Consider the following 25,496-nt stretch of genomic DNA (forward strand, 5'->3'; position numbering starts at 1 on the left):
CCCATTAGGAAAGAAAGTGACGCCCGTGAGAATCTGGCACATCGGCGCTTCCGCTAACCCCCAGACGGTGAACGGAGCGAACCAAGCGATCTGGGCCCTCGCACGCGCGCAGGCCCTGCGAGGGCACCAGGTTGTAGTAGTCGCGAAGGGCAAGACCCCCGTCGGGACGGCGCGAACGCTTCGGGAGGCCATTTCCGCAAGCACCAGAACCGACGGCCCGGACGGAGATCTCATAGCGCTGTCGGCGCTCGCGGCGATTCGCAGCGCGGGGGAAGCCCGCCCAGACGTCGTGCACATGCACTCGGTATACAGTCCTTCCCACGCCGCGTTCGCCGCCTGGGCGCTTCTGCGGCGCATCCCGTACATCGTCACGCCGCACGGCGGTTACCTTCCGAACGTACTTGCCAAGCACAGCCTCCCGAAGAAGCTCTACAGATCCACGGTCGAGCGGTGGCGTGTGCGCAACGCCGCAGCCGTGGTCGCCGTAGCAGAGCCGGAGGTTGGCGACATCGAGCGCTTCTCTCGCAGGAGCGAATTGCGGCACGCGGTCGTCCCAAACATCGTCGAAATGGAAACGCCAGAGAGCACCCACGTCGCCTCGTCCCCCACGGAGGTTATCTATCTTGGCCGGCTCGACGTCGAGTGGAAGGGCATCGACCGCATCGCCGCGATAGCGGAGCGTCTCCCCCACCGCACGTTCACGATCTTCGGCAAGAACCATCCCTCGATGTCTGCCCTACGACTCCCCGACAACGTCACTGTGCGGGCGCCCGTCTACGGCGACGAGAAGCGCGCAGTTTTGGCAGGGGCGCGCGTGCTACTGCAGCTGTCAAGGTGGGAAGTATTCGGGATGTCCGTGCTCGAAGCCCTCCTGTGCGGCACGCAGGTGATGGTGTCCGACACGATGTACCTCGCCCCATGGGTCGAGGCGAACGGTGGGCTCGTTCTTCGGGGAGCAGACGTAGCGGGCGCCGCCGCCGCCCTGGAAGAGTATCTCCTGCGCCCGCGAGACTTCAGCCGAGAGGAGGCGCGGCGCCAGTCCGCGCGTGCCTACTTGGACCACTCGGCCCGCGTCGCGCAGGTCGAGAGACTGTATCGAGAGGTCTTGGCAAACTGACACCACCGTCGCGACACACCACCGTAAACCCGCCGTTCTCACGGACAGCATGCGCCTGGTACACCTCGCGTAGGCGTTTCCACTAGGGCCTTGAGCATGGAGATGAAGTTGAGCAAGCGCCACGCGGCAGGGGGCACCCCCTGGCCGGACGATCCCCCGTTGCAGTCCTATGTGGCACGACTCCTGCCGCGAACGCAAGGACTCCGCCGCGTCTGGTAGTTGTGCGACCACATTTCGTCCTGCGCAAGACGCGCACAACCGCCCCCTCCGGAGAGTAGCGGCCGGACCGGCATCACGAGGCCGAAGACACAAGGAGAATCATGGTGAAGCTCGAGCACAGCCCGGCGTCCATCGCACAGCGAGCAGTCGGCGCGGCCAAACGGCGCGCGAAGAGAATGCTTGCCGGAAGCCCCTTCGCGCGGGAGAAGCGTGCTGTCTCGCACGGCATCCGACGGTACCGAAACGAGATCGGGGGAGGCAGCGACCTCTACCTCCTGCGGCGCAATACGCACATGTTGGAGAAGGGCCTGACGATGCGGCCGCGGCGCGATACGTTTGCCGTTGACTACATCGAGCAGACCATCGCCTCATTCGACGCCCTACTCCGCAGCGGGGGTCTCGCGCAGGATGCGATGGAGTTTCAGTGGATGCGCGCGGTTCTCGACGAGTACTTCGAGGCAACAGCAGCCTCGCGTAACCCGGTCATCGCGCGAGCCCGAGAGCGCTTCGCCGCTCTCCACTGCGGCGAAACGACGTCTGAGACCGGCCCACATGTCCACCAACTCATGGGGCATGTGACCATAGATGACCTGACCTCGCTTGCGCACGGCCGTCGATCGGTACGGTGGTTCACCTCCGAGCCGGTGCCTCTGGAGGCGGTCGACCGGGCGATCACGGTCGCCGCTGAGGCCCCGACGGCGTGCAATCGGCAGCCATACCGATTCGAGATCTTCGACGATCCGGGGAGCGTCGCGAAAGTTGCAGCCATCCCCATGGGCACGAAGGGTTTCGCGGGGCAGATTCCCGGGATTATCGTCGTCATCGGCGACCTCTCGGCATTTTTCGATGAGCGGGACCGTCACCTGATCTACGTGGACGCTTCGCTCGCCACGATGGGCCTCATACTCGGGCTCGAGGCGCAGGGCATTGCGAGTTGTTCCATCAACTGGCCCGATATGCCGGATCGGGAGTCGCGCATGCGGGACCTGCTTGGACTGGCACCCTGGGAACGCGTCGTCCTGCTCGTTGCCTATGGCTATGCTGACCCGCAAGGACTCGTCCCCTTCTCTGCCAAACGCCGCCTTGAACTGATCCGGAGCCACCGCACGCTATGAAGACAATCGACATTCGCGGCACGCAGACTCACAACAAGGGCGCGCAGCTCATGCTTGAGGCGATTGTGGACCGTCTCGGCGCACGCAATCGCCTATCAGTGCCGCCTGCTTGGTCGGATTTCGCGATCCGCGGTGAACTCGGCGTTTATCAGACCCTCCACGAGTACCGGCTCCCCCGGCTAGCGACAACGCTCGGCGACATCGTGCCAACCAGGTACACCCTCGCGTACGGCCTGACCCGCGACCGCGACATCGACGCCGTGCTGGATGCTTCGGGATTCGCTTACAGTGATTCGTTCGGCGCACGCAGGTCGCGCAGGGAAGCCCTCTACGGAAGGCGGTGGCAGAAGCGCGGCGTCCCGAAGGTGATGCTGCCGCAGGCGTTCGGCCCTTTCTCGGACGTTACAACCCGTAGGTGGGCACGCGAAGTACTCGAACAGGCAACAATCGTCTTCGCCCGTGACTCAGTCAGCGCCGAGCACGTCGCCTCCCTGAATTTGTCGACCGACGTGCGCGTCGCACCCGACTTCACCATCGGCCTGGCACCGAGCGCGACACCTTCTGACTTCAAAGGGTCCTTCGCGGCGGTCGTGCCGAACGCGAAAATGATCACCTCTGGCACCGTCGAGCACGCGCCGTACGTCGCGACGCTCGCGGGTTACATCGCGGCCGCTACAGCGGCCGGGCTCGAACCGGTCCTGGTCGTGCACGAGGCGGGCGATGCAGCGCTGGCGGAGGAGGTCCGCGCGCAGAAGCCGGCACGGATCTACACGAGCCCCTCCCCCCGAGTGCTCAAAGCCGCCCTCGGGCGAGCCGATGCCGTGGTGTCAAGCCGCTTCCACGCCGTGGTGGGTGGGTTGTCGCAGGGAGTGCCCACCCTCGCGCTCGGCTGGTCCCATAAGTACCGCGAGCTGCTCGCAGACTTCGGCGTGTCCGATTGGATTGTGCGGGCGGAGGAGAATCCCGATGAGCGCTTCACGTCCCTACTCGAAGACAAGAACGGCCAAGCGAGTCTGGCGCAAGCCCGGCCGAAGCTTCTCAGCCAAGTTGACGAGATGTGGTCAACGACCGAGCAGAGCCTCGGGATCGACTGAGCGTGCCTGCCTGACCAAGATTCAGAAGGCGCCATGTCAGACGATCGACATGACCATACCCTCGCACAGCGCGACAAGATCCGCCCACCACGCAAGCCGTTCTATACAACCGAATTGAAGGACCCCGTGACTAAGCGCGCACTCATCACCGGCATCACCGGCCAAGACGGTTCCTACCTCGCTGAACTGTTGCTCGCCAAGGGATACGAAGTCCATGGCGTCATCCGTCGTTCATCAACATTTAACACTTCCCGCATCGACCACCTCTACGTCGACCCCCACGACCCCACTGCCAAGCTTTTCCTGCACTACGGCGATCTGAGTGATGGAGCCCGTCTCGTCACGCTACTGAGCGAGATCAAGCCCGACGAGGTCTACAACCTTGCCGCTCAGTCGCACGTGCGCGTCTCGTTCGATGAGCCCGAGCACACCGCCGACACCACCGGAACCGGCACCATCCGCCTGCTCGAAGCGGTTCGCCTGTCCGGTATCCAGACCCGCTTCTACCAGGCGTCTTCGTCCGAGTTGTACGGCGCTACTCCGCCGCCGCAGAACGAGACCACGCCGTTCTACCCGCGCTCGCCCTACGCTGCCGCGAAGCTCTACAGCTTCTGGATCACGAAGAACTACCGCGAGGCGTATGACATGTTCGCGGTCAACGGGATCCTGTTCAACCACGAGTCGCCCCGGCGTGGTGAGACCTTCGTGACGCGCAAGATCACACGTGCCGTAGCCCGCATCAAGGCCGGCGTGCAGAAGGACCTCTACCTGGGCAACCTCGAGTCCATCCGTGACTGGGGTTACGCGGCTGAGTACGTGGAGGGCATGTGGCGCATGCTGCAGGCCGATGAGCCCGACGACTATGTGCTCGCGACGGGCGTCGGCTACACGATCAAGGACTTCCTCGAGGCCTCCTTCGGCCACGTCGGGCTGGACTGGCAGGAGTTCGTGAAGTTCGACGAGCGCTACCTGCGCCCCACCGAGGTCGATGCGCTTATCGGCGACGCCTCCAAGGCCGAGGCGAAGCTCGGGTGGAAGGCCACGATCGACGGGCTGGCGCTTGCGAAGCTGATGGTCGACGCCGACATCGAGGCACTCGAGTGCGAGGGGCGCCCCTGGATCGACACCGTCAAGCTCCCCGCCTGGCAGGCAGCATGACTTCCTCCGACGGCCTCGACTACACGCCCGGGGAGCTGGAGCGCGGCGCCACCTTCTACGTGGCGGGGCACCGCGGCCTCGTCGGGTCGGCGATCTGGCGCAAGCTCGTGTCCTCCGGATTCGAGAATCTCGTGGGCAAGAGCTCGAGCGAGCTCGACCTGAAGGAGCGCGACGCTGTCTTCGACTTCTTCCGCGAGACCAAGCCGAAGTACGTGGTGCTCGCAGCGGCGAAGGTGGGCGGCATCCTCGCCAACAGCACCTACCCTGTCGACTTCCTGAGCGACAACATCCGCATCCAGTCGAACGTGATGGACGCGGCCCTCGAAGCGGGCGTGGAGCGGCTGCTGTTCCTCGGCTCCTCTTGCATCTACCCCAAGTTCGCCGCGCAGCCCATCCGCGAGGACTCGCTGCTCACGGGGCACCTCGAACCCACCAACGACGCCTACGCGATCGCGAAGATCACCGGCATCCTCAACGTGCAGGCGGTGCGGCGCCAGTACGGGCTGCCGTGGATCTCGGCGATGCCGACGAACCTCTACGGACCCAACGACAACTTCTCGCCGAAGGGCTCGCACGTGCTCCCCGCGCTCATCCGGCGCTACGACGAGGCCGCGCGTTCCGGTGCAACGAGCGTGACGAACTGGGGCACCGGCACTCCGCGCCGCGAGTTCCTCCACGCCGACGACATGGCGGACGCCTGCCTGCACCTGCTGGAGCACTACGACGGTCCTTCGCAGGTCAACGTGGGCACGGGCACGGACGTGACCATCCGCGAGATCGCGGAGACGATCGCCGAAGTGGTCGGCTACCAGGGCGAGACGGAGTGGGACACGTCCAAGCCCGACGGCACGCCGCAGAAGCTGCTGGACGTGTCGAAGCTGGCGCAGGCTGGGTGGACGTCGAAGATCTCGCTGCAGGAGGGGCTGGAGCGCACGGTCGCCTGGTACCGGGAGCACGTCGGCGCATTGCGTGAGTGAGCGATCCTCGACTGGCCGCAGGGCTAAAGGCCACGATTAGTCTATCGTGATCGGGTGACCACGACCTCGATGTCTCCGCGCCGTCGGGCGGCGGGGCGCGTGATTGCGAGCGTCCTCGCCGTGGCGCTCACCCTCTTCCTCGCGATGCTGGCCTGGGTCGGATTTCGTGCCGTCGCCGCGCAGGAGCATCTCTCGGCCGCCCAGCGCATGGCGGGCGACCTCCGGCAGACGCTGGCGAGCGATCCCACGCGCGCGACCGCGGCGGTCGACGCGCTGTCGGCGGAGGTCTCGGCGGCGCGCGGGCTCGTCGGCGACCCGGTCTGGAACATCGCGGAGACGCTGCCGTGGCTCGGGCCGCAGCTGTCGGCCGCCGCGACCATCACCGAGACGCTGGACACGGTGCTGGCGGGCGCCGCCCGGCCGCTCGCCGGCATCGCAGCCGACGGGCTCACGTCCCTCGCGCCGCGCGACGGGCGCATCGACCTCGACGCGCTCGCCTCGCTGCGACAGCCCGCGGAGGCCGCCGAGCGCGTCCTGATCTCCGCCTCGCAGCAGGTCGACCGCATCGACCGCGCGCCGCTCATCCGTCCACTGCGCGAGGGCGTGGAGCAGGTCGACGCGATGCTGGGGGAGTTCACGACGACCAGCGCGATCCTCGCGAACGCGAGCGAGCTGCTCACGGCCATGCTCGGCTCTGAAGGCCCGCGCGAGTATCTGCTGCTGTTCCAGAACAACGCCGAGTGGCGCGCGCTCGGCGGAATCCCCGGCGCAATGCTCACCCTCCGCACCGACGGGGGCGCGATCGAGCTCGCCACACAGGCCTCGAGCAGCGACTTCCCGCGCCTTGACACCCCGATCCTGCCGCTCGGTGATGAAATCACCGGGATCTACGGCGACCACCCGGGCCGGTGGATTCAGAACGTGACGCAGATCCCCGACTTCGGCGTGGCCGCCCCCCTGGCGCGCGAGTTCTGGCAGCGGCAGCACGGGGACGAGCTGGCGGGTGTCATCGCCGTCGACCCGGTCGCGCTGTCGTATCTGCTCGAGGCGACAGGGCCCATCGACCTTCCCACGGGCGACACGCTGACAGCGGAGAACGCCGTCTCGCTGCTGCTGAACGAGGTGTATCTGCGCTATCCCGACCCACGGGAACAGGATGACTTCTTCGCGACAGCGGCTGCCGCCGTCTTCGACCGCCTGCTCGACGCGGCCGACCCGCAGAAGCTCATCCCGGCGCTCACGCGCGTCGGCGAGGAGCGCCGGCTATTGGTGTGGAGCGCCGACGGCGGCGAGCAGGAGATCCTCGATGGCACCACCCTGCAGGGGGCGCTACCCGACAGCGATGCGGACGTGAACCGCTTCGGGGTCTATCTGAACGACGGCACCGGCTCGAAGCTCGACTACTACATGGACGTCGGCGCCCACGCCACGCTCTGCACCGTGACGCCGGTCGCGGCCACCGCGGCCCTGCGGCTCGAGCTCCGCAACGGCGCGCCTGACGATGCCGCGACCTCGTTGCCCGACTACATCGTCGGCACGCGGGGCGAGACCACCATCGGTGGCACGCTGCGGGGCGTCACCCGTACCATCGCCTACATCTATCTGCCCGAGGGCGCGTCCCTCGGCACCCGCGCCGCGTCCACCGGCGAGGCGATGGAGGTCGGCACCCACGACGGGCGCACGGTGATCGGGTGGTGGGCCGACACGGCGCCGGGAGAGACCGCGACGCTTGACCTCACGGCAAACGTGCCCACCGCGCCCCGGGTCGAGGTACTCATGACACCGCACGTGCGTGACGCCGTTTCTCCTGCCGAACCGGCGCGCTGTGACTCCGGTCGTTAGGGGCGCTGATCGGGGCTTCTGTCGGGCACTGAGAGAGCGCTTTGACGCCAGATCGTCACGAGCTCTTAACATCCGAGCTTGCTATTTGCTGAGGGCTTGCTGAATAATCTGGAGAGGCGTGCACCATCACGGCACTCTCTTGCCGGTGCGCCGAGAAGGCCCGCGCAGGTCCATGTCCGCTAAAGGAAGAAGTTATGAAGAAGCACACGCTGAAGAAGGCTGTGGCATCCGCCGTTCTTGCCGGTGCGCTTGCGCTGGGTGCTCCGGCCGTCGCAACCGCTTACACCCCGCCCACGCCGACCCCCGTCCCCGCCGCGACGTCGTACACCGTCGCTCCCGGCGGCTCGGTCACGATTGCCTTCACGGGCTTCGCTCCGTTCGAGGACGTCCTGTTCAGCCTCACGGGCGCGAACGCTCAGTCGGCCACGCTCGCCACGATCGTCAAGGCCGCAGTTGAGACGACGACCCTCACGAAGCAGGCTAACGCCGACGGCTCTGTCTCCGTGACCGTCACGCTCCCGGCCAACGCGACGGGCACCTACACGCTCACCGCGACCGGCACGGAGAGTGGCGTCGCCGCGACCCCGGTCACGATCACGGTCGCGACGGCGGCTGGCGCCGGTGGTGGCCTTGCCACGACCGGCTCGGACAACGCCGCGCTGCTCGGCCTCTGGGTCGGCGGCGGTGCCCTGTTGCTCGCCGGTGGTGCGACGGTCGTCGCCACCACGGTGCGTCGCCAGCGCCAGAACGCGTAACACGCTTTAGACGAAAGAGGCGTCGGGGTTTAGGCCCCGGCGCCTCTTTTGCGTGCGTGGGGGGTGCGTTTCGACTCGCCTTCGGCTCGCTCAACGAGCTTTGGGGGGCGGCTCGGTCAACGAGCTTTGGAGGCGGGAGGCTCGCTCAACGAGCGTTGGAGGCCGGGGCGGCTCGCTAAGCGAGCTTTGGGGCGGGCGTTTCGACTCGCCTTCGGCTCGCTCAACGAGCTTTGGGGGGCGGGGGCGGCGACATGGGGCGCCGATGTATCGCGGGGGCGGCGTGACGCTCTCCTAGTGCGTGAAGGGCATCATCCTGGCCGGGGGATCCGGCACGCGCCTGCATCCGATCACCCTGGGCGTCTCCAAGCAGCTCGTACCCGTCTACGACAAGCCGATGGTGTATTACCCGCTCACGACATTCATGCTGGCGGGCATCCGGGACATCCTCGTCATCACCACGCCCCATGACGCGGATGCATTCGAGCGGTTGCTGGGGGATGGCTCGCAGTTCGGGGTGTCGATCACGTTCGCGCAGCAGCCGTCGCCGGACGGTCTGGCGCAGGCGTTCACGATCGGTGCGGACTTCATCGGCGCTGACAAGGTCGCGCTGATCCTGGGTGACAATCTGCTGTACGGCCCCGGACTGGGGGCCCAGCTGGAGCGATACACCGACATCGACGGCGGCTCCGTCTTCGCCTACTGGGTGGCCGATCCGTGCGCGTACGGGGTGGTGGAGTTCGACGAGCGGGGGCGGGCGATCTCGCTTGAGGAGAAGCCGACCGATCCGAAGAGCAATTACGCGGTGCCGGGCCTGTATTTCTACGACAACGATGTGGTGGAGATCGCCCGTGGGCTTCGCCCGTCGGCGCGTGGGGAGTACGAGATCACCGATGTCAACACCGCGTATCTGGAGCGGGGCAAGCTCAGCGTGGAGGTCCTGCCCCGTGGGACGGCGTGGTTGGACACCGGCACGTTCGATCAGATGACCGACGCGGGGGAGTTCGTGCGCACGATGGAACGGCGCACGGGATTGAAAATCGGCGCGCCCGAGGAGGTCGGGTGGCGTCAGGGATTCCTGTCGGATGAGGAGCTGCGGGTACGGGCGGAGAAGCTGGTGAAGTCCGGGTATGGCCGGTACCTGCTCGAGGTGTTGGAGCGGGGGCGCTGATGGGCCGGATGCTGGTCACCGGTGGGGCGGGGTTCATCGGGTCGAACTTCGTGCACCACGTCGTCGCGCACACCGACCATCACGTCACGGTGCTGGACAAGCTCACCTACGCCGGGAACCGGGCCTCGCTGGCGGGCCTGCCCGAACACCGGGTGCGGTTCGTGCAGGGCGACATCGCCGACGCCGGCCTGGTGGATGCGCTGTTGGGCGAGGTGGACACGGTGGTGCATTACGCGGCGGAGTCGCACAACGACAACTCGTTGCACGACCCACGTCCCTTCCTGGACACCAACATCGTGGGCACGTACACGCTGCTGGAGGCCGCACGCCGGCACGATGTGCGGTTCCATCACATCTCCACCGACGAGGTGTACGGGGATCTGGAGCTGGACGACCCGGCCCGGTTCACCGAGTCCACCCCCTACAACCCGTCCTCGCCGTACTCCTCGACCAAGGCCGGCAGTGACCTGCTGGTGCGGGCGTGGGTGCGGTCGTTCGGGGTGCGGGCCACGATCAGCAACTGCTCGAACAACTACGGCCCCTACCAGCACGTGGAGAAGTTCATCCCCCGCCAAATCACGAACGTGATCCGCGGGATCCGTCCCAAGCTGTACGGGGCGGGCGAGAACGTGCGCGACTGGATCCACGCCGACGACCACTCCTCCGCCGTGCTCACCATCCTCGAGCGGGGCCAGATCGGGCAGACCTACCTGATCGGCGCGGACGGGGAGAAGAACAACAAGGACGTCGTCGAGCTCATCCTCGAGCTGATGGGACAACCCACCGACGCGTACGACCACGTCACCGACCGGCCCGGCCACGACCTGCGCTACGCGATCGACTCGACCAAACTCCGCACCGAACTCGGCTGGCAACCTCGCTACCGCGACTTCCGATCGGGCCTTTCCGCGACGATCGACTGGTACCGCGCTCATGAGACCTGGTGGGCGCCCGTGAAGGACACCACCGAGGCGTTCTACGCCCTGGTCGGGCAGTGATGCTCGGTACGCAGCTGGCGGCGATCCCCACTCCGATCGCGGGGATGGTGCTGTTCGATCTGCCCGTGCACGGCGACGCGCGCGGCTGGTTCAAGGAGAACTGGCAGCGCGAGAAGATGACCGCCCTGGGGCTGCCCGACTTCGGGCCCGTGCAGAACAACATTTCCTTCAACACGGCGGTGGGAGTCACCCGGGGCCTGCACGCCGAACCGTGGGACAAATGGATCTCCGTCGCCACCGGCCGCGTATTCGGCGCCTGGGTCGACCTGCGCGAAGGCCCCGGCTACGGCACCGTGTTCACCACCGAACTCGACCCCTCCAAAGCGATCTTCGTCCCCCGCGGCGTCGCCAACGGCTTCCAGACCCTCGAACCCGGCACCGCGTACACCTACCTCGTCAACGACCACTGGTCCGCCAACGCCCAGTACTCCTTCCTCAACCTCGCCGACGAGACCGCCGCCATCGACTGGCCCATCCCCCTCGACCACGCCGAGATCTCCGACAAAGACCGCACCCACCCGCGCCTTGCGGACGTCACCCCCGTCCCCCCGCGCAAGACCCTCATCCTCGGCGCGAACGGCCAACTCGGCCGCGCCCTGCACGCTGAGTTCAGCGACGCGGGCCACGTCGAGTACGCCACCCGCACAGACCTCGACCTCACCTCCCCCGACCTGCTCGACGCCCGGCACTGGCGCGACTACGACACCATCATCAACGCCGCCGCCCACACCGCCGTCGACGACGCCGAAACCCCCACCGGCCGCACCACCGCATGGGAGACCAACGTCACCGGCGTCACCGCCCTCGCCCGCATCGCCACCGCGCACGGGATCACCCTCGTCCACATCTCCAGCGACTACGTCTACGACGGCACCAACCCCCGCCCCTACCGCGAGGACGACCCCGTGAACCCCCTCGGCGTGTACGGGCAGACCAAAGCCGCCGGCGACGCGATCGTCACCACCGTCCCCCGCCACTACATCCTCCGCACCTCCTGGGTCATCGGCGACGGCAACAACTTCGTCCGCACCATGACTGGGCTCGCCCAACGCGGCGTGAACCCCCGCGTGGTCAACGACCAGACCGGACGGCTCACCTTCACCACCGACCTCGCACGCGCCATCCAACACCTCCTCGCGACCCGCCCCGCCTACGGCGTGTACAACGTCACCTCTGCCGGCACACCACGCACCTGGGCCGAGATCGCCAAGTACGTCTTCGAACTCACCGGCCACGACCCGGACAGGATCGCCCCGGTGACCACCGACGAGTACTACGCCACGGCCCGCGGTCCCATCGCCCCCCGCCCCCGCAACAGCGTCCTTGACCTCACCAAGCTCGAGGCCACGGGCTTCGCACCGGGAGACCAGGACGAGCGCCTGGGCGAGTACCTCGGGGCTGCGGGGGAGGTCGGGGCGTTTCGACTCGCCTTCGGCTCGCTCAACGAGCTTTAGAGGCAGCGGGGGCCGCGAGCTTTAGAGGCCGGGCGGGCGTCTCAGCCGGCGGCCGTCGCGGGCTCCGTTTGCACCTGCTCCCCCTCCGCGTCTCCAAACCAGCTCGTACCCTCGCGGACGCGCTCGGAACGCATGCGCCGCGGGAGGGGTCCGTCCGTGACGTCGGCGCCTCGCTGTACGATCGCCGCGTGACGGCCGTCGAACTCACCCGAGAGTCGCTCCGACCGCTCGCCGAGGCGAGTCGCGAGCGCAACCTCACCGTCGTTCTCGGCGCTGGCGCCTCTGTTCCTTCCGGGCTCCCGGACTGGAACTCCTTCGTTGCACGACTGCTCGTGGACGCGGAGGTTGTTCCAGACGCCAACCTGGCCAACAAGCTGCTCAAGCACAATGACCCCCACATCCTGCTCGAAGCTGCGCGCGACGGGGCCGCTGACTGGGAGCAAGCGCTCACGCGGGCGCTCTACCCCCCGGAGTCGTTCCCCACTCCGTCAGCACTCCACATCTCCGCGGCCGGGCACTACCTCGCGGACCCGAAGCGCACGACGCTGGCGACTCTCAACTACGACGTCCTGCTCGAGCACGCGTTGGTGTCCGGCATGCCGGATGACACCAGCGGAGTCGCCATCGTGACGGGAGAGAACGCGCCGCGATCGGATGACCCACAGGTCTTCCACCTGCACGGGGTTATCACGGACTCGCTCGTTCGCGATGCCATCGTGAGCTTCGACGACTACGCACGGCTGGTCGCCGAACCATCCCCCTGGCAACGAGGATTCCTCGAGGATGCGCTTTCGCGAGGTGCGCTCACCCTCATGGGGACCTCCTATCGGGACCCCGACATCCGCCAGTGGCTGCACACCCTGTGCGGTTCTGGGTCGAGCCCGCACCCCGCCATTGTCCTTGTTGTTCGCGAGAGTCTCGGGCTATCCCATGAAGAGTTCCTCCATGCGGAGGCCACGCTACGACGGGTCTGGGAGTCTATCGGCCTGACCGCCCTCACGACTCACAGCTTCGTCGACGCCGCTCAGATCCTGCGCGAGCTCAGCTTTCTGGACAGCGCCGACTATGCCTCGCCCGACGAACGCGTCGGCCGTGCATGGAGCGAGCATGCGCGTCGCTTCGCAGCCCTGCAGCGCGAGTACTCCGATGCTCTCGCCGGGGATCGCGACACGATGCGAGTCACTCTCGGCACCGGCGTCCCCCAGGCGACTCTGTGGCTCGCGCGTCCGGGCGGGCGCCTGGCGCGTTGGGCATCACACGATCGCTACTACCGATCGCCACGGGAGCTTCTCCATGCCCCGACCGGACACGACAGCAGCTGGCTTGCGGGGAAGGCGCTCGGCACGGAACGGCAGGTGCTCGATGACATCTCTCCGAAAGCGCCAGCGCGTGACGCTCGCCGCCGATCGGTGCTGGCCATCCCGCTGATTCTCGGCGATGGCGTCCATCCGGAGTTCGCGGGCGCGGTCCTCACGTTCGGCCTTGAGAGGCCAGCCGAGCACTACGCTCGAGACCAATCCAGGTGGGCCGGCGTCGCAGACAAGCTCGCGAAGGATTGGGGAAGACGTCTCAGCGCAAATGCGTTCGATCGGATACGCGAGTAAACTGAGTTCACCTAGAAGGAGAAGTCAATGACTGCTCGGCGGAACGGCTTCCATCGGCTCCCCGGCGGAGCGTACGTGATCTCCGCCTCTCGGCGCGACGTGCGCACGGGCGACTATGACGTCGATGCGCCGCGCCGTGAGGGCGAGTACAAGGTGATGGATTCCGCGAACGACGCCCTTGTCCTCCGCTTCGTCGAACGCCCCGCTTGACCCGGATCAGTTGATCCTCACCTGAGCCTCTCAGCTGGCGGCCGTCGCGGGCTCTTCGATCGCGCCGCCGCCGTCGCGCCGGCGGTAGTCGGCCGTCACGAGGATCGGCAGGTGGTCGGACGCGCCCTGCGGGAGCGTCGTGACCCGGTCGATGTCGAGGCCGATCGAGGTCGCGAAGTCGTAGTGGCCGCGGAAGAAGCGGTAGCGCGTGTACGTGCGCGCGTCACTCAGCGTGAGGTCGTACCCGTGACGGCGCACCCGCTCGCCCAGCTTCTCCTTGAAGACCGGATAGTTGTAATCCCCCACCATGAGCGTCGGCAGGCCCGAACCGAGCTCCTGCAGCTGCGTCAGGGCTGTGCGGATCTGATGCCGCCGCAGCGAGTTCAGCGCCGTGAGCGGCGCCGCGTGGAACGACGCCACGATCACGTCGCGTCCGGCGTCGATGTCGCGCAGGCGCGCGCCGAGCACCCGCTCGTGGGCCGGGCGCAGGATGTGATCGTGCAGCGACTTCTTGAGCGCCAGAGACACGACATCCTGCAGCTGGAACGTGTTCTCGCGGTAGTAGAGCGCGAGCCCCAGCCGGTTGCGCGACGTCATGCGCGCGAGCTTCAGCCCCGCGATGTGCTCCGGCATGTTGAGCGTGTCGCACTCCTGCAGGCACAGCAGGTTCGCCTCCCACCGGTCGGCGAGCTCCGCGAGCTCGCGGGCGGCGCGGTGCTTGCGCAGGTTGTAGGAGATCACTCTCATCATGACGCCCCCACGATACGCGGCCGGGACGATCGCCACGGCCGGGTTGACAGTCGCATTTGGGTACCGGTCGCGCCGCACTCCGGAAGAAAGTTATGCCTAGCCACGTGGATACCCACGGGCCATAATTTTTGAGTCGGAAAAATTATGGCGCTAGGGACGATGGAGTGAAGTCGCCGGGCGCCGGGGCTGACAGGCCGACACAAAGCGGATGCCGCGGGTGTTCAGTCGAGATCGCGGCGGTTGCGGGTCTGCTCCGCGCGCGCGGCGAGCAGATCATCGGCCGGGTAGCCGACCGCCGTGAGGGTGAGGCCGCGCGCGGCCAGCACCTTGAAGTCGCTCGTGCGGATCCCGGCGTCGCGGATGCGCGCGAGCTGGTCGGGGTCCAGGCGCCCGTCCCCCACCGCGACGCACGCCCCGACGAGCGCACGCACCATCGAGTGGCAGAACGCGTCGGCCCGCACGTTGGCGACCAGCGTGCCGCGCTCGTCGCGTCGCCAGTCGTACTCCAGCAGCGTCCGGATCGTCGTCGCTTCCGGGCGCGGCTTGCAGTACGCCGCGAAGTCGTGCAGCCCGATCAGGGATCGAGCTGCGGCATCCATCGCGGCGACGTCGAGTACGGCGCGGACGGTCGTCGTGCGGTGCCGCTCGAGCGGGTCGTATCCCGTGACCGCGTCGGCGACGCGGTACTCGTACCGGCGCCACGTGGCGGAGAAGCGCGCATCGAAGCCCTCCGGAGCCGTGGACGTGCGGAGCACGGCCGCGTCCGCGTACTGGCCGAGCACCCCCGCGATCCGTCGCGCGAGAGGTATGACCGGATCGGCCGGCGCCGGGTCGATGCGGCGGCGCTGGGTCGCGCGCGCCCACTGCGCGTCGTCGAGATCGGCGTGCGCCACCTGGCCGGTCGCGTGGACGCCGGCGTCCGTGCGGCCGGCGACCGTCAGCGGCACGGGCGAACCCAGCACACGCTCGAGCGCGGCCTCCAGCACTCCCTGCACCGTCCGCAGCGCCGGCTGCCGCGCCCACCCGCGGAAGTTCGTGCCGTCGTAGGCGATGTCGAGGCGGATGCGGGGCACGGGATCCAGCCTAGTTCGGCGGCCGCGCGGCGCTGGGGCGGTAGAGCTCGGCTTCGACTGCGCCGCTGACGCGGCTCCGCTCAGCCCGTTTCGACTCCGGCCGCTACGCGGCCTCCGCTCAACGAGCGGGATTCGGGCGCGGCCGCCGCTCAACGAGCGCGAGTTGGTCGATCAGCGGTCGAGCTGCAGGCGGTGCCAGACGAGCGCGGTGCTCGCGGCGAACGCAAGTCCCACCGCCAAGGAGAGTGCGAGCTGGACGGGCGTCGCTCCGGATCCGGACGACATCGCCCACAGCGCGGGCGCGGCCAGCGGCATCCATCCGTCGTCTCCGGCGAGGACGCCGACCTGGGCGATCACGACCAGCCCGATCGTCGCGGCCACGCCACCGAGGAGCGAGCGCGTGACCGAGGCGACCCACGCCACCGGAAGCGCGATCGCCGCAGTGAGGATGCCCAGCCCGACCTGCCGTGCGAGGCCGGTCCAGCTCTCGGCATCGGGCATGCCGAATCCCGAAGCGACACCGGTCGCCACCAGGACGGGCACGAGGGCGAAGCTCACCGCGACCGTCCACGCAGCGTAGACGACGAGCTTCGCCGCCGCGATGGCGGCACGGCCCACGGGCAGCCCGAAGAGTCCCGTGATCGTGCCGTCGGCGAACTCGCGCGCGAACAGCCACGACAGCACGACGCCGAACGCCACGAGCCCGCCCGCCGCGGTGATCTGCGCGGCGACCGAGAGCAGTCCCGGCCAGCCGCCGACCGCACCCGGGCCGAGCTTGGCGATCACCTGCGGATCGCCGGATTCCGCGGCCAGTAGCATCCCGCCGCTCAGGGCCGCGACTCCGACGACGACCGCCGCCGTCGCGATGACCCCGACGGGCGAACGGAGGAGCTTGCGCAGCTCCCAGCGGACGGCGGCGTTCACAGTGCGGCTCCCTCGGTCGCGGCGGCGGCTTCCGCTCGTTCGTCGTCGTCGCGCACGCGCTCGAAGAACGCGCGCTCGAGCTCGGTCTCGCCGGGGTCGAGCGCGCCGATCAGCCGGCCACGGTTCATCAGCACGATGCGATGCGCGATGCGCGCCACTTCGTCGAGATGATGGCTGCTCACGAGCACGGCCGCTCCGCTGCGCGCGCGGGCCTCGAGCTGGTCGCGCAGCACGATGACGCCGGCCGGATCGAGCGCGTTGCCGGGCTCGTCGAGGATGATCAGTCCGGGGTCGTGCTGCAGCGCCGCGGCGAGCCCGACCCGCTGCCGGTTACCGAGCGACAGCCGGCGTACCCGCTGGCGTTCCCAGCGCTCCAGGTGCCATGTGCGCAGCGCCGCGTCGGCGACACCGGGGTCGGCGCCATGCAGCTCGGCAGCGGCGCGCAGGTTCTCGCGCGCGGTGAGCTCCGGGTACGCGAGCGGCGTCTCAACGAGGTGCCCGACCCCGCGCCACAGCTCGCGCGGCGCGCGCGCCAACGGGATCCCGCCGAGCAGGACCGTCCCGGCATCCGGGCGCAGCATGCCGAGCGCGAGGCGCATCAGCGTGGTCTTGCCGGCACCGTTGAGTCCGACGAGCGCCACGATCTCGCCCGGGTCCACGCGCAGATCGAGCCCGGCGACACCGGCTCCTCCGCCGCGCCGGCCGAACGTACGGCCGACGTCACGCAGTTCGAGCATCACTCCACCTCCAGTGCACGCGCCGCCGAACGCAGCGCCGTTCCCGCGTCGGGGTCGTCGCCCAGCGACCAGGCGAGGAGGGCCGCGTTGAGCGCCGCGATGACGGATGCCGCCACGATGCGTGCGCGCGCGGGTTCGGTCCGCTCGGCCAGCGCCCCGGCGATCGCCTCCTCGGTCGCGCGGCTGCCCGCGGTGAGTGCGGACTGCAGCGACGGGGTCTGCGCGACCAGCCGCAAGCGTTCCCGGACGGCGACGGTCTCGGGCGGCGGCACCGCGGCCCACGCGTCGAGCACACCCGTGACGGCCGCGCGCAGGGGCGTCTCGTCCGATGGTCGGGCGCGCACCGCCTCGGCGATCAGCGGGTCGTACGGATCGTCGACCACGAGCGCCGCCTTCGTCGGGAAGTGCCGGAACAGCGTCATCTCGGTGACGCCGGCGCGCGCGGCGATCGCCGCGGTCGTCGTCCCGTCGAACCCGCGCTCGGCGAACAGCTCCATCGCCGCGCTCAGCAAGGCGCGGCGCGTGTCGTCCTTCTTGGCCACACTCGAATGTTAGTTACTAACATTTCCGAGGGCAAGGCCGCGGGGGCCAAGAGGGTAGGGCTCGGCTTCGACTGCGCCGCGACGCGGCTCCGCTCAGCCCGTTTCGACTCCGGCCGCTGCGCGGCCTCCGCTCAACGAGCAGGAGTTGGGAGCGGGGGGTGGGGTGGGGCGACCGACACCCCCACAGCTCGTTGAGCGAGCGAAGCGAGTCGAAACGGGTTGAGCGAGCGAAGCGAGTCGAAACCGACCCCAACGCCGGCGCCGCGGGTCAGAGGGCGGCGAGCACCACGCGGGCGGAACGCTCCGCCGCGTCGTCGATGTGCGTGAGGAACTCCGAGCCGTCCGGCGCGCAGAGGTCCGAGACCGCGCGCACCGACACGAACGGCACGCCGTGGTTGTACGCGACCTGCGCGATCGCCGCGGACTCCATGTCGACCGCGAGCAGGTCGGGGAAGTCCTCGCGCAGCCGCTCGGCGAGCGCAGCGGTGACGAACGCCTCGCCCGAGCCAATGGCGCCCTCCCGCACCCCCGGTCCGGCCAGGAACGCGCCGCGCAGCGACGCGTCGATGTCGAAGCGCTCCGGCATCCCCGGCACCTGTCCCAGCGCGTAGCCGAACGGGCGCACGTCCGCGGCCACGTTCACCAGCGCATCGCTCACGACGACGTCGCCCACGGCGATCCCGCGCGCCAGCCCCCCGGCCGATCCCGCGCTGATCAGGCGCACGCCGGCGCCGTAGCGGTGGATCGCGCCGACCGCGGCGTCCGCGGCGTTGACCATGCCGATGCCGCTGCGCACGAGCACGTGCGTGCGGCCGGAGACGACGATGCCCCGGTGCTCGGAGCGGCCGATCCCGACCGGCTCGCTCACCTCCTCCGCGGCGGCGAGGAACGGCTCCGCCTCCTCCGCCATCGCCACCTGGATGACGACCGTCACTCTGCGAACACCCGCTCCCACTGGTCCCGCTCCGCCAGGAACGCCGCCGCGGCCGCCTGAGCGCCCGTCAGCGTGTGGTTCGCACCCCAGCCGCACTGCACCTCGTTCGCCGCCGGCACCTCCGTGGCGTTCACGATGTCGCGCAGCGTCGCCTCGATGAGACCCAGCACCTCGTCGTACTCGGGCTCGCCCTGCAGGATGAGATAGAAGCCGGTCTGGCACCCCATGGGCGAGAAGTCGATCACGCGGTCGGAGTGCTCCCGCGACTTCTCGGCGAACAGGTGCTCAAGCGAGTGCACCGTCGGCATCTCCAGGTGACCCCGGTTGGGCTGCTCGAACCGCACGTCGTACTTGACGATCACGTCGCCCGCCGGCAGCTGCTTGCGATCGGCCAGGCGCACGTACGGCGCCGAGACGACCCGGTGGTCGAGGTTGAACGATTCGACGTTCATGCGGGGAGAATCGGTCATCCTCCGAGCCTACGCGCCGACGCGCCCGCCTGTCCCGGGTTCTACGCCTCGACGTACTCCTGGCGCACGGCACCCTGCGTCGCTAGCTCGATGTGCGCGAAGTCGCGATCGGCGTTGAGGATCACCGCGTCGTTCGCCACGGCGTAGGCGGCGATGAGGCAGTCGAACGCGGCCGCCGCGCGCATCAGCCCGTTGTCCCAGAGGGCCTGCTGGACGTCGAGCACCTGCTGCCGCGTGGGGTGCTCCCACGCCGGCAGGAACTGCTCCATGTCGGCGCGCAGTTCGGCGTACTCCGCAGCGGATCGCGCCGAGTGGCAGTACTCGAGCACCTGCGGGGGGCAGGTGACGATCAGATGCTGTGGGGAGATCTCGCGCAGGCGCTGAGCGATCGCGCGGCTCGTGCCGGCGCGCTGCCAGACGCTGTTGTCGACGAGATACGTCGTCATGCAGCGCGGCTCAGCGCCCGTCGGGCCGTGCGGCGGGGGCCTGCGTCTCGGGAGCGACGGTCGGCGCGTCGATCTGCTCCGGCGCGAACCGGCGGCCGATGATCCGCTCGACCGCGGCCGGCTGCCGGCGGACGGCGATCAGGGTACGCAGCGCGAGATCCACCGCTTCACGGTTGCTCTTGGCGCCCGTGAGCTCCTTGGCCTGCTTGAGCCCATCCGGGTCGATGTCGATCGACGTGATGGCCATGGTCACCCCCCGCTTTATATAGCTCATTGTATAACTCGAAGGGGCGAGGGTGGATCGCCGTCCCGACGAATGGAGCACCGTGTCCCCCACCACGCCGGCGAGCGCTCCCGCACCCTCAGTGCGCGCGGCGCTGCGCTCGCCTCGCCTGCTCACACGCGAGGTCCTCGCGGGCCTGGTGGTCGCGCTCGCGCTGATCCCGGAGGCCATCGCGTTCTCGATCATCGCGGGCGTCGACCCGCGCGTGGGGCTGTTCTCGTCGTTCGTGATGGCCGTGGCGATCGCGTTCCTGGGCGGACGGCCCGCCATGATCACCGCCGCCACGGGCGCGATCGCGCTCGTGATCGCGCCCGTGATGCGCGCCCACGGGCTGGACTACCTGCTGGCCACCGTCATCCTCGGCGGCCTCACGGGCAACCTCGGCGGCGAGTAGCCGCGGTCCGCTCGCGGCGCCCCCGCACATCCGAAGGGATCTGCGGATCCGAAGGCGCTGCCGCCGAATGCGGCTTCGGAATCGCGGATCCCTTCGGTTGCGCCGCCCGCGGAGCCCGGAAACGCCGAAGGGCCCTGCCGGAGCAGGGCCCTTCGGGCGATGTGCGGGAGAGAGTTACTTCTCCTCGGCCTCCGCGGCCGGAGCCTCGGCGTCCGCGGCCGGGGCCTCGGTGTTCTCATCGGCGGGAGCCTCGGCGACGTCCGCCTCCGTGCTCTCCTCGACGTGCGTGTCGACGGTGTCGGCGGGAGCCTCCTCCGCGACCTCGGCGACCTCCTCGGCCGGGGCCTCCTCGGTCGGGGCGTCCTCGACGGCGGCCGAGCCCACGGGGGCGTCGGTCTTCGTCGTCGACGACTTGACCTTCTTCGTCACGGGCTCCAGCACGAGCTCGATGACCGCCATCGGCGCGTTGTCGCCCTTGCGGTTGCCGACCTTCGTGATGCGCGTGTAGCCGCCCTCGCGGTCCGCGACGAGCGGCGCGATCTCGGCGAACAGGACGTGCACGACTTCCTTGTCACCGATCACCGACAGCACGCGGCGGCGCGCGTGCAGGTCGCCGCGCTTGGCGAACGTGATGAGGCGCTCGGCGAGCGGACGCAGGCGCTTGGCCTTCGTCTCGGTCGTCTTGATCGACTTGTGGGTGAACAGAGCCGCCGCGAGGTTCGCGAGAAGCAGGCGCTCGTGAGCGGGACCGCCTCCGAGGCGGGGACCCTTGGTGGGCTTAGGCATTTTCTTGTTACTCCAGTATCAGAACGAAGTCGGTCGGATCAGAGGGACTCGTCGTCGTAGCCGCCGTAGAAGCCGGTGCCGTCGAAGCCGGGCACCGAGTCCTTGAGCGACAGGCCGAGCGAGGTGAGCTTGTCGCGCACCTCGTCCACCGACTTCTGTCCGAAGTTGCGGATGTTCATGAGCTGCGTCTCCGACAGGGCGACGAGCTCGCTCACCGTGTTGATGCCCTCGCGCTTCAGGCAGTTGTACGAACGGACCGACAGGTCGAGGTCCTCGATCGGCATCGACAGCTCGTTCGTCAGCACCGTCTCGACCGGCGCGGGGCCGATCTCGATGCCCTCCGCCTCGACGTTCAGCTCGCGCGCGAGACCGAAGAGCTCGACGAGCGTGCGGCCGGCCGAGGCCACCGCGTCGCGCGGGGCGATCGACGCCTTGGTCTCGACGTCCAGCACGAGCTTGTCGAAGTCGGTGCGCTCACCGGCACGGGTCGCCTCGACGCGGTAGCTGACCTTGAGCACGGGAGAGTAGATCGAGTCAACGGGGATCTGACCCGCCTCGGCGTACTCGTTGCGGTTCTGCACGGCCGACACGTAGCCGCGGCCGCGCTCGATCGTCAGCTCGAGCTCGAACTTCGCGGTGTCGTTCAGCGTCGCGATGACCAGCTCGGGGTTGTGCACCTCGACGCCCGCGGGAGCGGAGATGTCCGCCGCCGTGACCTCGCCAGCGCCCGTCTTGCGCAGGTACGCCGTGATCGGCTCGTCGCGCTCGCTGGACACGACCAGCTGCTTGATGTTGAGGATGATCTCGGTGACATCCTCCTTGACACCGGGGATCGTGCTGAACTCGTGCAGCACGCCGTCGATGCGGATGCTCGTGACCGCCGCGCCCGGGATGGACGACAGCAGGCTGCGACGGAGGGCGTTCCCGATGGTGTAACCGAAGCCGGGCTCGAGGGGCTCGACGACGAACCGGCTGCGGAACTCCGAGATCTTCTCCTCGGTGAGGGTGGGACGCTGTGCAATGAGCACTGTGTGTTCCTTTCGATCAAGTGCCCGCTATATGACACTTGCGTGGATGAGGTCTTGAGTTGTTCGAGGGGCTCGCGCGTGTGATGCCCAAAGGGTGCGCGGCCGGGGGACGGCGAGACGCCGGGACGCAGGCTCTGTCGGGAGCCATGCGCCCCGGCGGGAAACGCGTCAGACGCGGCGGCGCTTCGGGGGGCGGCAGCCGTTGTGCGCCTGCGGCGTCACGTCCTGGATCGAACCGACCTCGAGGCCCGCGGCCTGCAGCGAGCGGATCGCGGTCTCACGACCCGAGCCCGGGCCCTTGACGAAGACGTCGACCTTCTTCACGCCGTGCTCCTGCGCCTGGCGGGCGGCGGCCTCGGCGGCCATGCCGGCGGCGTACGGCGTCGACTTGCGCGAGCCCTTGAAGCCCACGCCGCCCGACGAGGTCCAGCTGATCACGGCGCCGGACGGGTCGGTGATCGACACGATCGTGTTGTTGAACGTCGACTTGATGTGGGCCTGGCCCAGCGCGATGTTCTTCTTCTCCTTGCGGCGCGGCTTGCGCGCGGCAGACTTGGGTGCAGCCATGGTGTTCTCCTAAACCTTCCGCGCTTAGCGGGCCTTCTTCTTACCGGCGACGGTGCGCTTCGGACCCTTGCGCGTACGCGCGTTCGTCTTGGTGCGCTGACCGCGGACGGGGAGGCCGCGGCGGTGGCGGAGACCCTCGTACGAGCCGATCTCGACCTTGCGACGGATGTCGGCGGCCACCTCGCGGCGCAGATCACCCTCGACCTTGTAATTGCCCTCGATGTAGTCACGGAGCGCGACGAGCTGGTCGTCGCTGAGGTCCTTGACGCGGATCTCGGGGCTGATGCCAGTGGCGGTGAGGATCTCGTTCGAACGAGTGCGTCCAACGCCGTAGATGTACGTGAGGGCGATCACCACGCGCTTGTCGCGCGGGATGTCGACGCCGGCAAGACGTGCCATGCGACTTCTCCTGAATGTTGTGGAGGTGTGGAGCAGGATCGGTGCCCGGGCCTCCGCCCCGAGGTGTCCCCCGCGTGAGCGGGTTCTGATTCTGCCGAGTTCAGATGTTCTGTTGTGTGCTGCGGCGAGGGATTTCGACTCGGTCGCTTCGCTCCCTCGCGCAATCTTGAGCTGCTGCGCAGCTCAACCCTGGCGCTGCTTGTGGCGGGGGTTGCTCTTGCAGATGACCATGACGCGGCCGTGGCGACGGATCACCTTGCAGTGGTCGCAGATCGGCTTGACGCTGGGATTGACCTTCATGATTCTTCTTTCGCTGTCTTCGTACCCCGCGGCGGGCGCGGGGCCGTTACTTCTCGACCGGTCTAGCGGTAGCGGTAGACGATGCGGCCACGCGTGAGGTCGTAGGGGCTGAGCTCCACGACCACGCGGTCCTCGGGGATGATGCGGATGTAGTTCTGCCGCATCTTTCCCGAGATCGTGGCGAGAACCTTGTGACCGTTGCTCAGCTCGACGCGGAACATCGCGTTGGGCAGCGCCTCGGTGATCACACCCTCGATCTCGATGACACCGTCTTTCTTCGCCATAGACTCGCTTTGCTAGGGGCAGACCGGTCGGTCTGCGGTGAATGGGATCGGTGCCGGAGCGGCGGATTCGGCGACACGCCGAAAGCAGGCGCATGGCACCAAAGATCTATGTTAGGTCACGTCGGGCGTGTCGGCAAGCCCGGCGTGTCGTGCGGGTGGACCCGGTTTCGACTGCGCGGCTGCGCCGCTCCGCTCAACCCGTTTCGACTTCGGCCGCTGGCGCGGCCTCCGCTCAACGAGCAACCCAGGTCGCGCTCGTTGAGCGAGCGAAGCGAGTCGAAACCTGCCCGAACCCCCGCGTCACTGCCCGATGCGGGAGAGGACGTCCGCCTCCGGGTCGCCGGTGAGCGAGCCGAGGGAGAGGAACTCGCCGTCGATCAGCACCGTGGGCGTCGAGATGCCCGAGGCGCCCGGCTGCACCGGGGTCTCCTGCGTCTTCTCGGCCACGAAGTCCGCGTAGCTGACGTCGGTGATGCAGTCGACGGCGTCGCGGGCGCCCGCGCGCTCGGCGAGCTGGACCAGGCGGTCGTCGCTGAGACCCGACGAGCCCTGGCCCGGCTGGTTCGCGAACAGCAGGTCGTAGAACGAGTACACGGCGTCCGGCTCGGTCTCGGCGACGCAGTACATCGCGTTGGCCGCGCGGGTCGAGAACTGCGTGCCCTGCGACTGGCTGTCGAGGATCGAGATCGGGTGGATCTCGAGTGTCAGGGTGCCGGCTTCGACCTGCTCGGCGATGGTCTCGCCGTACGTGTTGTGGAAGTTCGCGCAGTGGGGGCACATGAAGTCCACGTACTCCTCGAGCACGTGCTCCCCGTCGCCGACGCGGATCGCGCCCGTGGCCTCGTCGATCTGTCCGGCCGCCGGGGGCTCGGCAGGGGCCGTGGCCTGGTTGTTCATCCACACCACGAGGGCGCCGACGGCGACCAGCATGACGACCACGGCGACCGAGATCCAGATCGCGACCCAGTTGGTGTTGTTCGTGGCGGCCTTGGCCATCTTCCGCTCCGTCTCGTTCTCAGGGGATGGGGGTGGGTGTCACGCCGAACGGCGCGAGCCCTGCCGCGCCGCCGTCGGGTGCGGTGAGCACCCAGATGCCGCCATCATGCACCGCGACGCTGTGCTCCCAGTGCGAGCCCACGGTGCCGTCGGCCGCGGTGACGGTCCACTCGTCGTCCTCGACGAACGTCTCCCCCGACCCGGTGGTCATCATCGGCTCGATGCAGACCGTGAGCCCGGGCTTGACCTCGGCACCCGGGTCGGGCGTGCGGTAGTTGAAGATCGACGGCGGCTCGTGCATCTTCCGCCCGATGCCGTGCCCCACGTACTCGCGCAGGATGCCGGCGGGCTTGCCGGTCGACGACAGGGGGTTCGCCTCGATGAAGTCCTCGATCGCGGCGCCCACCTCGCCCAGTCGCTGCGCGGTCGCCAGCGCGGCGATCCCCGCCCACATGGAGCCCTCCGTCACGCGCGAGAGCTCCTCGCGCTCGGCGACCACCTCCGGACGCTCGGGATCGGGGATGACGACCGTGATCGCCGAGTCGCCGTTCCACCCCTCCGGCGTCTCCGCGCCGCAGTCGACCGACACGATGTCGCCCGGCCGCAGCGGGACGTCGGACGGGATGCCGTGCACGACCGCCTCGTTGACCGACGCGCAGACGGTGTGCCGGTAGCCGCGCACCAGCTTGAAGTTCGAGCGTGCGCCGCGCTCGGTGATCACGCGGGACGCCTCCGCGTCGAGCTCGAGCGTCGTCACTCCCGGGCGGATGAGCGCGCGCACGGCGGCGAGGGCGTCCGCGGTGATGAGACCGGGCTCGATCATCCCGCGCAACTGCGCGGGCGTCTTGTAGATGGAACGGCGGAAGATCACG

General features: G+C 68.5%; 29 protein-coding genes and 1 pseudogene. 13 read left to right on the top strand and 17 right to left on the bottom strand.

Going from position 1 to position 25,496, the window contains the following annotated elements:
- Positions 1-16: 16 nt before the first annotated feature.
- From IEX37_RS06860 to IEX37_RS06915, 12 genes are all read left to right on the top strand, one after another.
- Positions 17-1,117, top strand: coding sequence for a glycosyltransferase family 4 protein (locus tag IEX37_RS06860; RefSeq protein ID WP_188755521.1), 1,101 nt, complete (start codon positions 17-19; stop codon positions 1,115-1,117).
- 320 nt (positions 1,118-1,437) lie between these two features.
- On the top strand, positions 1,438-2,451 hold the full coding sequence (locus IEX37_RS06865) for a nitroreductase family protein (protein WP_188755522.1): 1,014 nt from the start codon (positions 1,438-1,440) through the stop codon (positions 2,449-2,451).
- Positions 2,448-3,545 (top strand): polysaccharide pyruvyl transferase family protein, encoded by a 1,098-nt coding sequence (locus tag IEX37_RS06870; protein ID WP_188755523.1) that lies wholly within the window; start codon positions 2,448-2,450, stop codon positions 3,543-3,545. Before IEX37_RS06865 ends, IEX37_RS06870 begins: the two co-directional genes overlap by 4 nt.
- A 126-nt stretch (positions 3,546-3,671) precedes the next feature.
- A complete protein-coding gene (gmd, locus tag IEX37_RS06875) occupies positions 3,672-4,703 on the top strand; it encodes a GDP-mannose 4,6-dehydratase (RefSeq protein ID WP_188755636.1) in 1,032 nt (343 codons plus the stop codon).
- Positions 4,700-5,680, top strand: a complete 981-nt coding sequence (locus IEX37_RS06880) for a GDP-L-fucose synthase family protein (protein ID WP_188755524.1) — start codon at positions 4,700-4,702, stop codon at positions 5,678-5,680. Before gmd ends, IEX37_RS06880 begins: the two co-directional genes overlap by 4 nt.
- A gap of 54 nt (positions 5,681-5,734) precedes the next feature.
- Positions 5,735-7,522 (top strand): DUF4012 domain-containing protein, encoded by a 1,788-nt coding sequence (locus IEX37_RS06885; RefSeq protein ID WP_188755525.1) that lies wholly within the window; start codon positions 5,735-5,737, stop codon positions 7,520-7,522.
- 194 nt (positions 7,523-7,716) lie between these two features.
- A complete protein-coding gene (locus tag IEX37_RS06890) occupies positions 7,717-8,277 on the top strand; it encodes a hypothetical protein (protein WP_188755526.1) in 561 nt (186 codons plus the stop codon).
- A gap of 298 nt (positions 8,278-8,575) precedes the next feature.
- Positions 8,576-9,445, top strand: coding sequence for a glucose-1-phosphate thymidylyltransferase RfbA (rfbA, locus tag IEX37_RS06895; protein WP_188755527.1), 870 nt, complete (start codon positions 8,576-8,578; stop codon positions 9,443-9,445).
- Positions 9,445-10,443, top strand: a complete 999-nt coding sequence (gene rfbB / locus IEX37_RS06900) for a dTDP-glucose 4,6-dehydratase (protein WP_188755528.1) — start codon at positions 9,445-9,447, stop codon at positions 10,441-10,443. The genes rfbA and rfbB overlap by 1 nt, the downstream gene beginning before the upstream one ends.
- Positions 10,443-11,897 (top strand): dTDP-4-dehydrorhamnose reductase, encoded by a 1,455-nt coding sequence (rfbD, locus tag IEX37_RS06905; protein WP_188755637.1) that lies wholly within the window; start codon positions 10,443-10,445, stop codon positions 11,895-11,897. The genes rfbB and rfbD overlap by 1 nt, the downstream gene beginning before the upstream one ends.
- A 188-nt stretch (positions 11,898-12,085) precedes the next feature.
- The gene (locus tag IEX37_RS06910) at positions 12,086-13,501 is read left to right on the top strand and encodes an SIR2 family protein (RefSeq protein ID WP_188755529.1); all 1,416 of its coding nucleotides are present in this window, start codon (positions 12,086-12,088) and stop codon (positions 13,499-13,501) included.
- 27 nt (positions 13,502-13,528) lie between these two features.
- Entirely contained in the window at positions 13,529-13,711 is a 183-nt protein-coding gene (locus tag IEX37_RS06915) for a hypothetical protein (protein ID WP_188755530.1), read from the top strand.
- Positions 13,712-13,741: 30 nt separating this feature from the next.
- Here IEX37_RS06915 and IEX37_RS06920 read toward each other — a convergent pair whose 3' ends face one another.
- The 9 genes from IEX37_RS06920 to IEX37_RS06960 form a co-directional block, all read right to left on the bottom strand.
- Positions 13,742-14,458: an endonuclease/exonuclease/phosphatase family protein gene (locus tag IEX37_RS06920; RefSeq protein ID WP_188755638.1), complete on the bottom strand. Its 717-nt coding sequence runs from the start codon at positions 14,456-14,458 to the stop codon at positions 13,742-13,744.
- A 224-nt stretch (positions 14,459-14,682) separates the two neighbouring features.
- Positions 14,683-15,534: a tRNA pseudouridine synthase A gene (locus tag IEX37_RS06925; protein WP_188755531.1), complete on the bottom strand. Its 852-nt coding sequence runs from the start codon at positions 15,532-15,534 to the stop codon at positions 14,683-14,685.
- Between the two features lie 171 nt (positions 15,535-15,705).
- Positions 15,706-16,458 (bottom strand): ABC transporter permease, encoded by a 753-nt coding sequence (locus IEX37_RS06930; RefSeq protein WP_188755532.1) that lies wholly within the window; start codon positions 16,456-16,458, stop codon positions 15,706-15,708.
- On the bottom strand, positions 16,455-17,195 hold the full coding sequence (locus IEX37_RS06935) for an ABC transporter ATP-binding protein (RefSeq protein WP_188755533.1): 741 nt from the start codon (positions 17,193-17,195) through the stop codon (positions 16,455-16,457). The genes IEX37_RS06930 and IEX37_RS06935 overlap by 4 nt, the downstream gene beginning before the upstream one ends.
- On the bottom strand, positions 17,195-17,737 hold the full coding sequence (locus tag IEX37_RS06940) for a TetR/AcrR family transcriptional regulator (protein WP_229663126.1): 543 nt from the start codon (positions 17,735-17,737) through the stop codon (positions 17,195-17,197). Before IEX37_RS06940 ends, IEX37_RS06935 begins: the two co-directional genes overlap by 1 nt.
- A 268-nt stretch (positions 17,738-18,005) precedes the next feature.
- The gene (gene mtnN, locus IEX37_RS06945; RefSeq protein WP_229663127.1) at positions 18,006-18,671 is read right to left on the bottom strand and encodes a 5'-methylthioadenosine/S-adenosylhomocysteine nucleosidase; all 666 of its coding nucleotides are present in this window, start codon (positions 18,669-18,671) and stop codon (positions 18,006-18,008) included.
- The gene (locus IEX37_RS06950; RefSeq protein WP_188755534.1) at positions 18,668-19,141 is read right to left on the bottom strand and encodes an S-ribosylhomocysteine lyase; all 474 of its coding nucleotides are present in this window, start codon (positions 19,139-19,141) and stop codon (positions 18,668-18,670) included. Before IEX37_RS06950 ends, mtnN begins: the two co-directional genes overlap by 4 nt.
- 41 nt (positions 19,142-19,182) lie before the next feature.
- Positions 19,183-19,587, bottom strand: a complete 405-nt coding sequence (locus IEX37_RS06955) for a PIN domain-containing protein (protein WP_188755535.1) — start codon at positions 19,585-19,587, stop codon at positions 19,183-19,185.
- Between the two features lie 10 nt (positions 19,588-19,597).
- The gene (locus tag IEX37_RS06960) at positions 19,598-19,834 is read right to left on the bottom strand and encodes a type II toxin-antitoxin system VapB family antitoxin (RefSeq protein ID WP_229663136.1); all 237 of its coding nucleotides are present in this window, start codon (positions 19,832-19,834) and stop codon (positions 19,598-19,600) included.
- A 79-nt stretch (positions 19,835-19,913) separates the two neighbouring features.
- On the opposite strand from IEX37_RS06960, the pseudogene IEX37_RS06965 reads away from it, so the two are divergent.
- Positions 19,914-20,240: pseudogene (locus IEX37_RS06965) on the top strand (SulP family inorganic anion transporter); the annotation flags it as partial.
- Positions 20,241-20,438: 198 nt separating this feature from the next.
- On the opposite strand, the gene rplQ reads toward IEX37_RS06965, so the two are convergent.
- The 8 genes from rplQ to map form a co-directional block, all read right to left on the bottom strand.
- The gene (rplQ, locus tag IEX37_RS06970) at positions 20,439-21,050 is read right to left on the bottom strand and encodes a 50S ribosomal protein L17 (protein ID WP_188755537.1); all 612 of its coding nucleotides are present in this window, start codon (positions 21,048-21,050) and stop codon (positions 20,439-20,441) included.
- A gap of 38 nt (positions 21,051-21,088) precedes the next feature.
- Positions 21,089-22,078 carry a DNA-directed RNA polymerase subunit alpha gene (locus IEX37_RS06975; RefSeq protein ID WP_188755538.1) on the bottom strand — a complete coding sequence of 330 codons (990 nt, stop codon included), beginning with the start codon at positions 22,076-22,078 and terminating at the stop codon, positions 21,089-21,091.
- Between the two features lie 168 nt (positions 22,079-22,246).
- A complete protein-coding gene (gene rpsK, locus IEX37_RS06980) occupies positions 22,247-22,645 on the bottom strand; it encodes a 30S ribosomal protein S11 (protein ID WP_188755539.1) in 399 nt (132 codons plus the stop codon).
- A gap of 24 nt (positions 22,646-22,669) precedes the next feature.
- On the bottom strand, positions 22,670-23,044 hold the full coding sequence (rpsM, locus tag IEX37_RS06985; protein WP_188755540.1) for a 30S ribosomal protein S13: 375 nt from the start codon (positions 23,042-23,044) through the stop codon (positions 22,670-22,672).
- Positions 23,045-23,227: 183 nt separating this feature from the next.
- Positions 23,228-23,344 (bottom strand): 50S ribosomal protein L36, encoded by a 117-nt coding sequence (gene rpmJ / locus IEX37_RS06990; protein WP_005050492.1) that lies wholly within the window; start codon positions 23,342-23,344, stop codon positions 23,228-23,230.
- 62 nt (positions 23,345-23,406) lie between these two features.
- Positions 23,407-23,628: a translation initiation factor IF-1 gene (gene infA / locus IEX37_RS06995; protein ID WP_133540897.1), complete on the bottom strand. Its 222-nt coding sequence runs from the start codon at positions 23,626-23,628 to the stop codon at positions 23,407-23,409.
- Positions 23,629-23,928: 300 nt separating this feature from the next.
- Positions 23,929-24,624 (bottom strand): DsbA family protein, encoded by a 696-nt coding sequence (locus IEX37_RS07000; RefSeq protein WP_188755541.1) that lies wholly within the window; start codon positions 24,622-24,624, stop codon positions 23,929-23,931.
- 19 nt (positions 24,625-24,643) lie between these two features.
- Complete coding sequence (map, locus tag IEX37_RS07005; protein WP_188755542.1) at positions 24,644-25,495, bottom strand: type I methionyl aminopeptidase; 852 nt, start codon at positions 25,493-25,495, stop codon at positions 24,644-24,646.
- Position 25,496: the final 1 nt, after the last annotated feature.

Origin of the sequence: Microbacterium album, from assembly GCF_014643695.1 — a bacterium.
GTDB lineage: Bacteria > Actinomycetota > Actinomycetes > Actinomycetales > Microbacteriaceae > Microbacterium > Microbacterium album.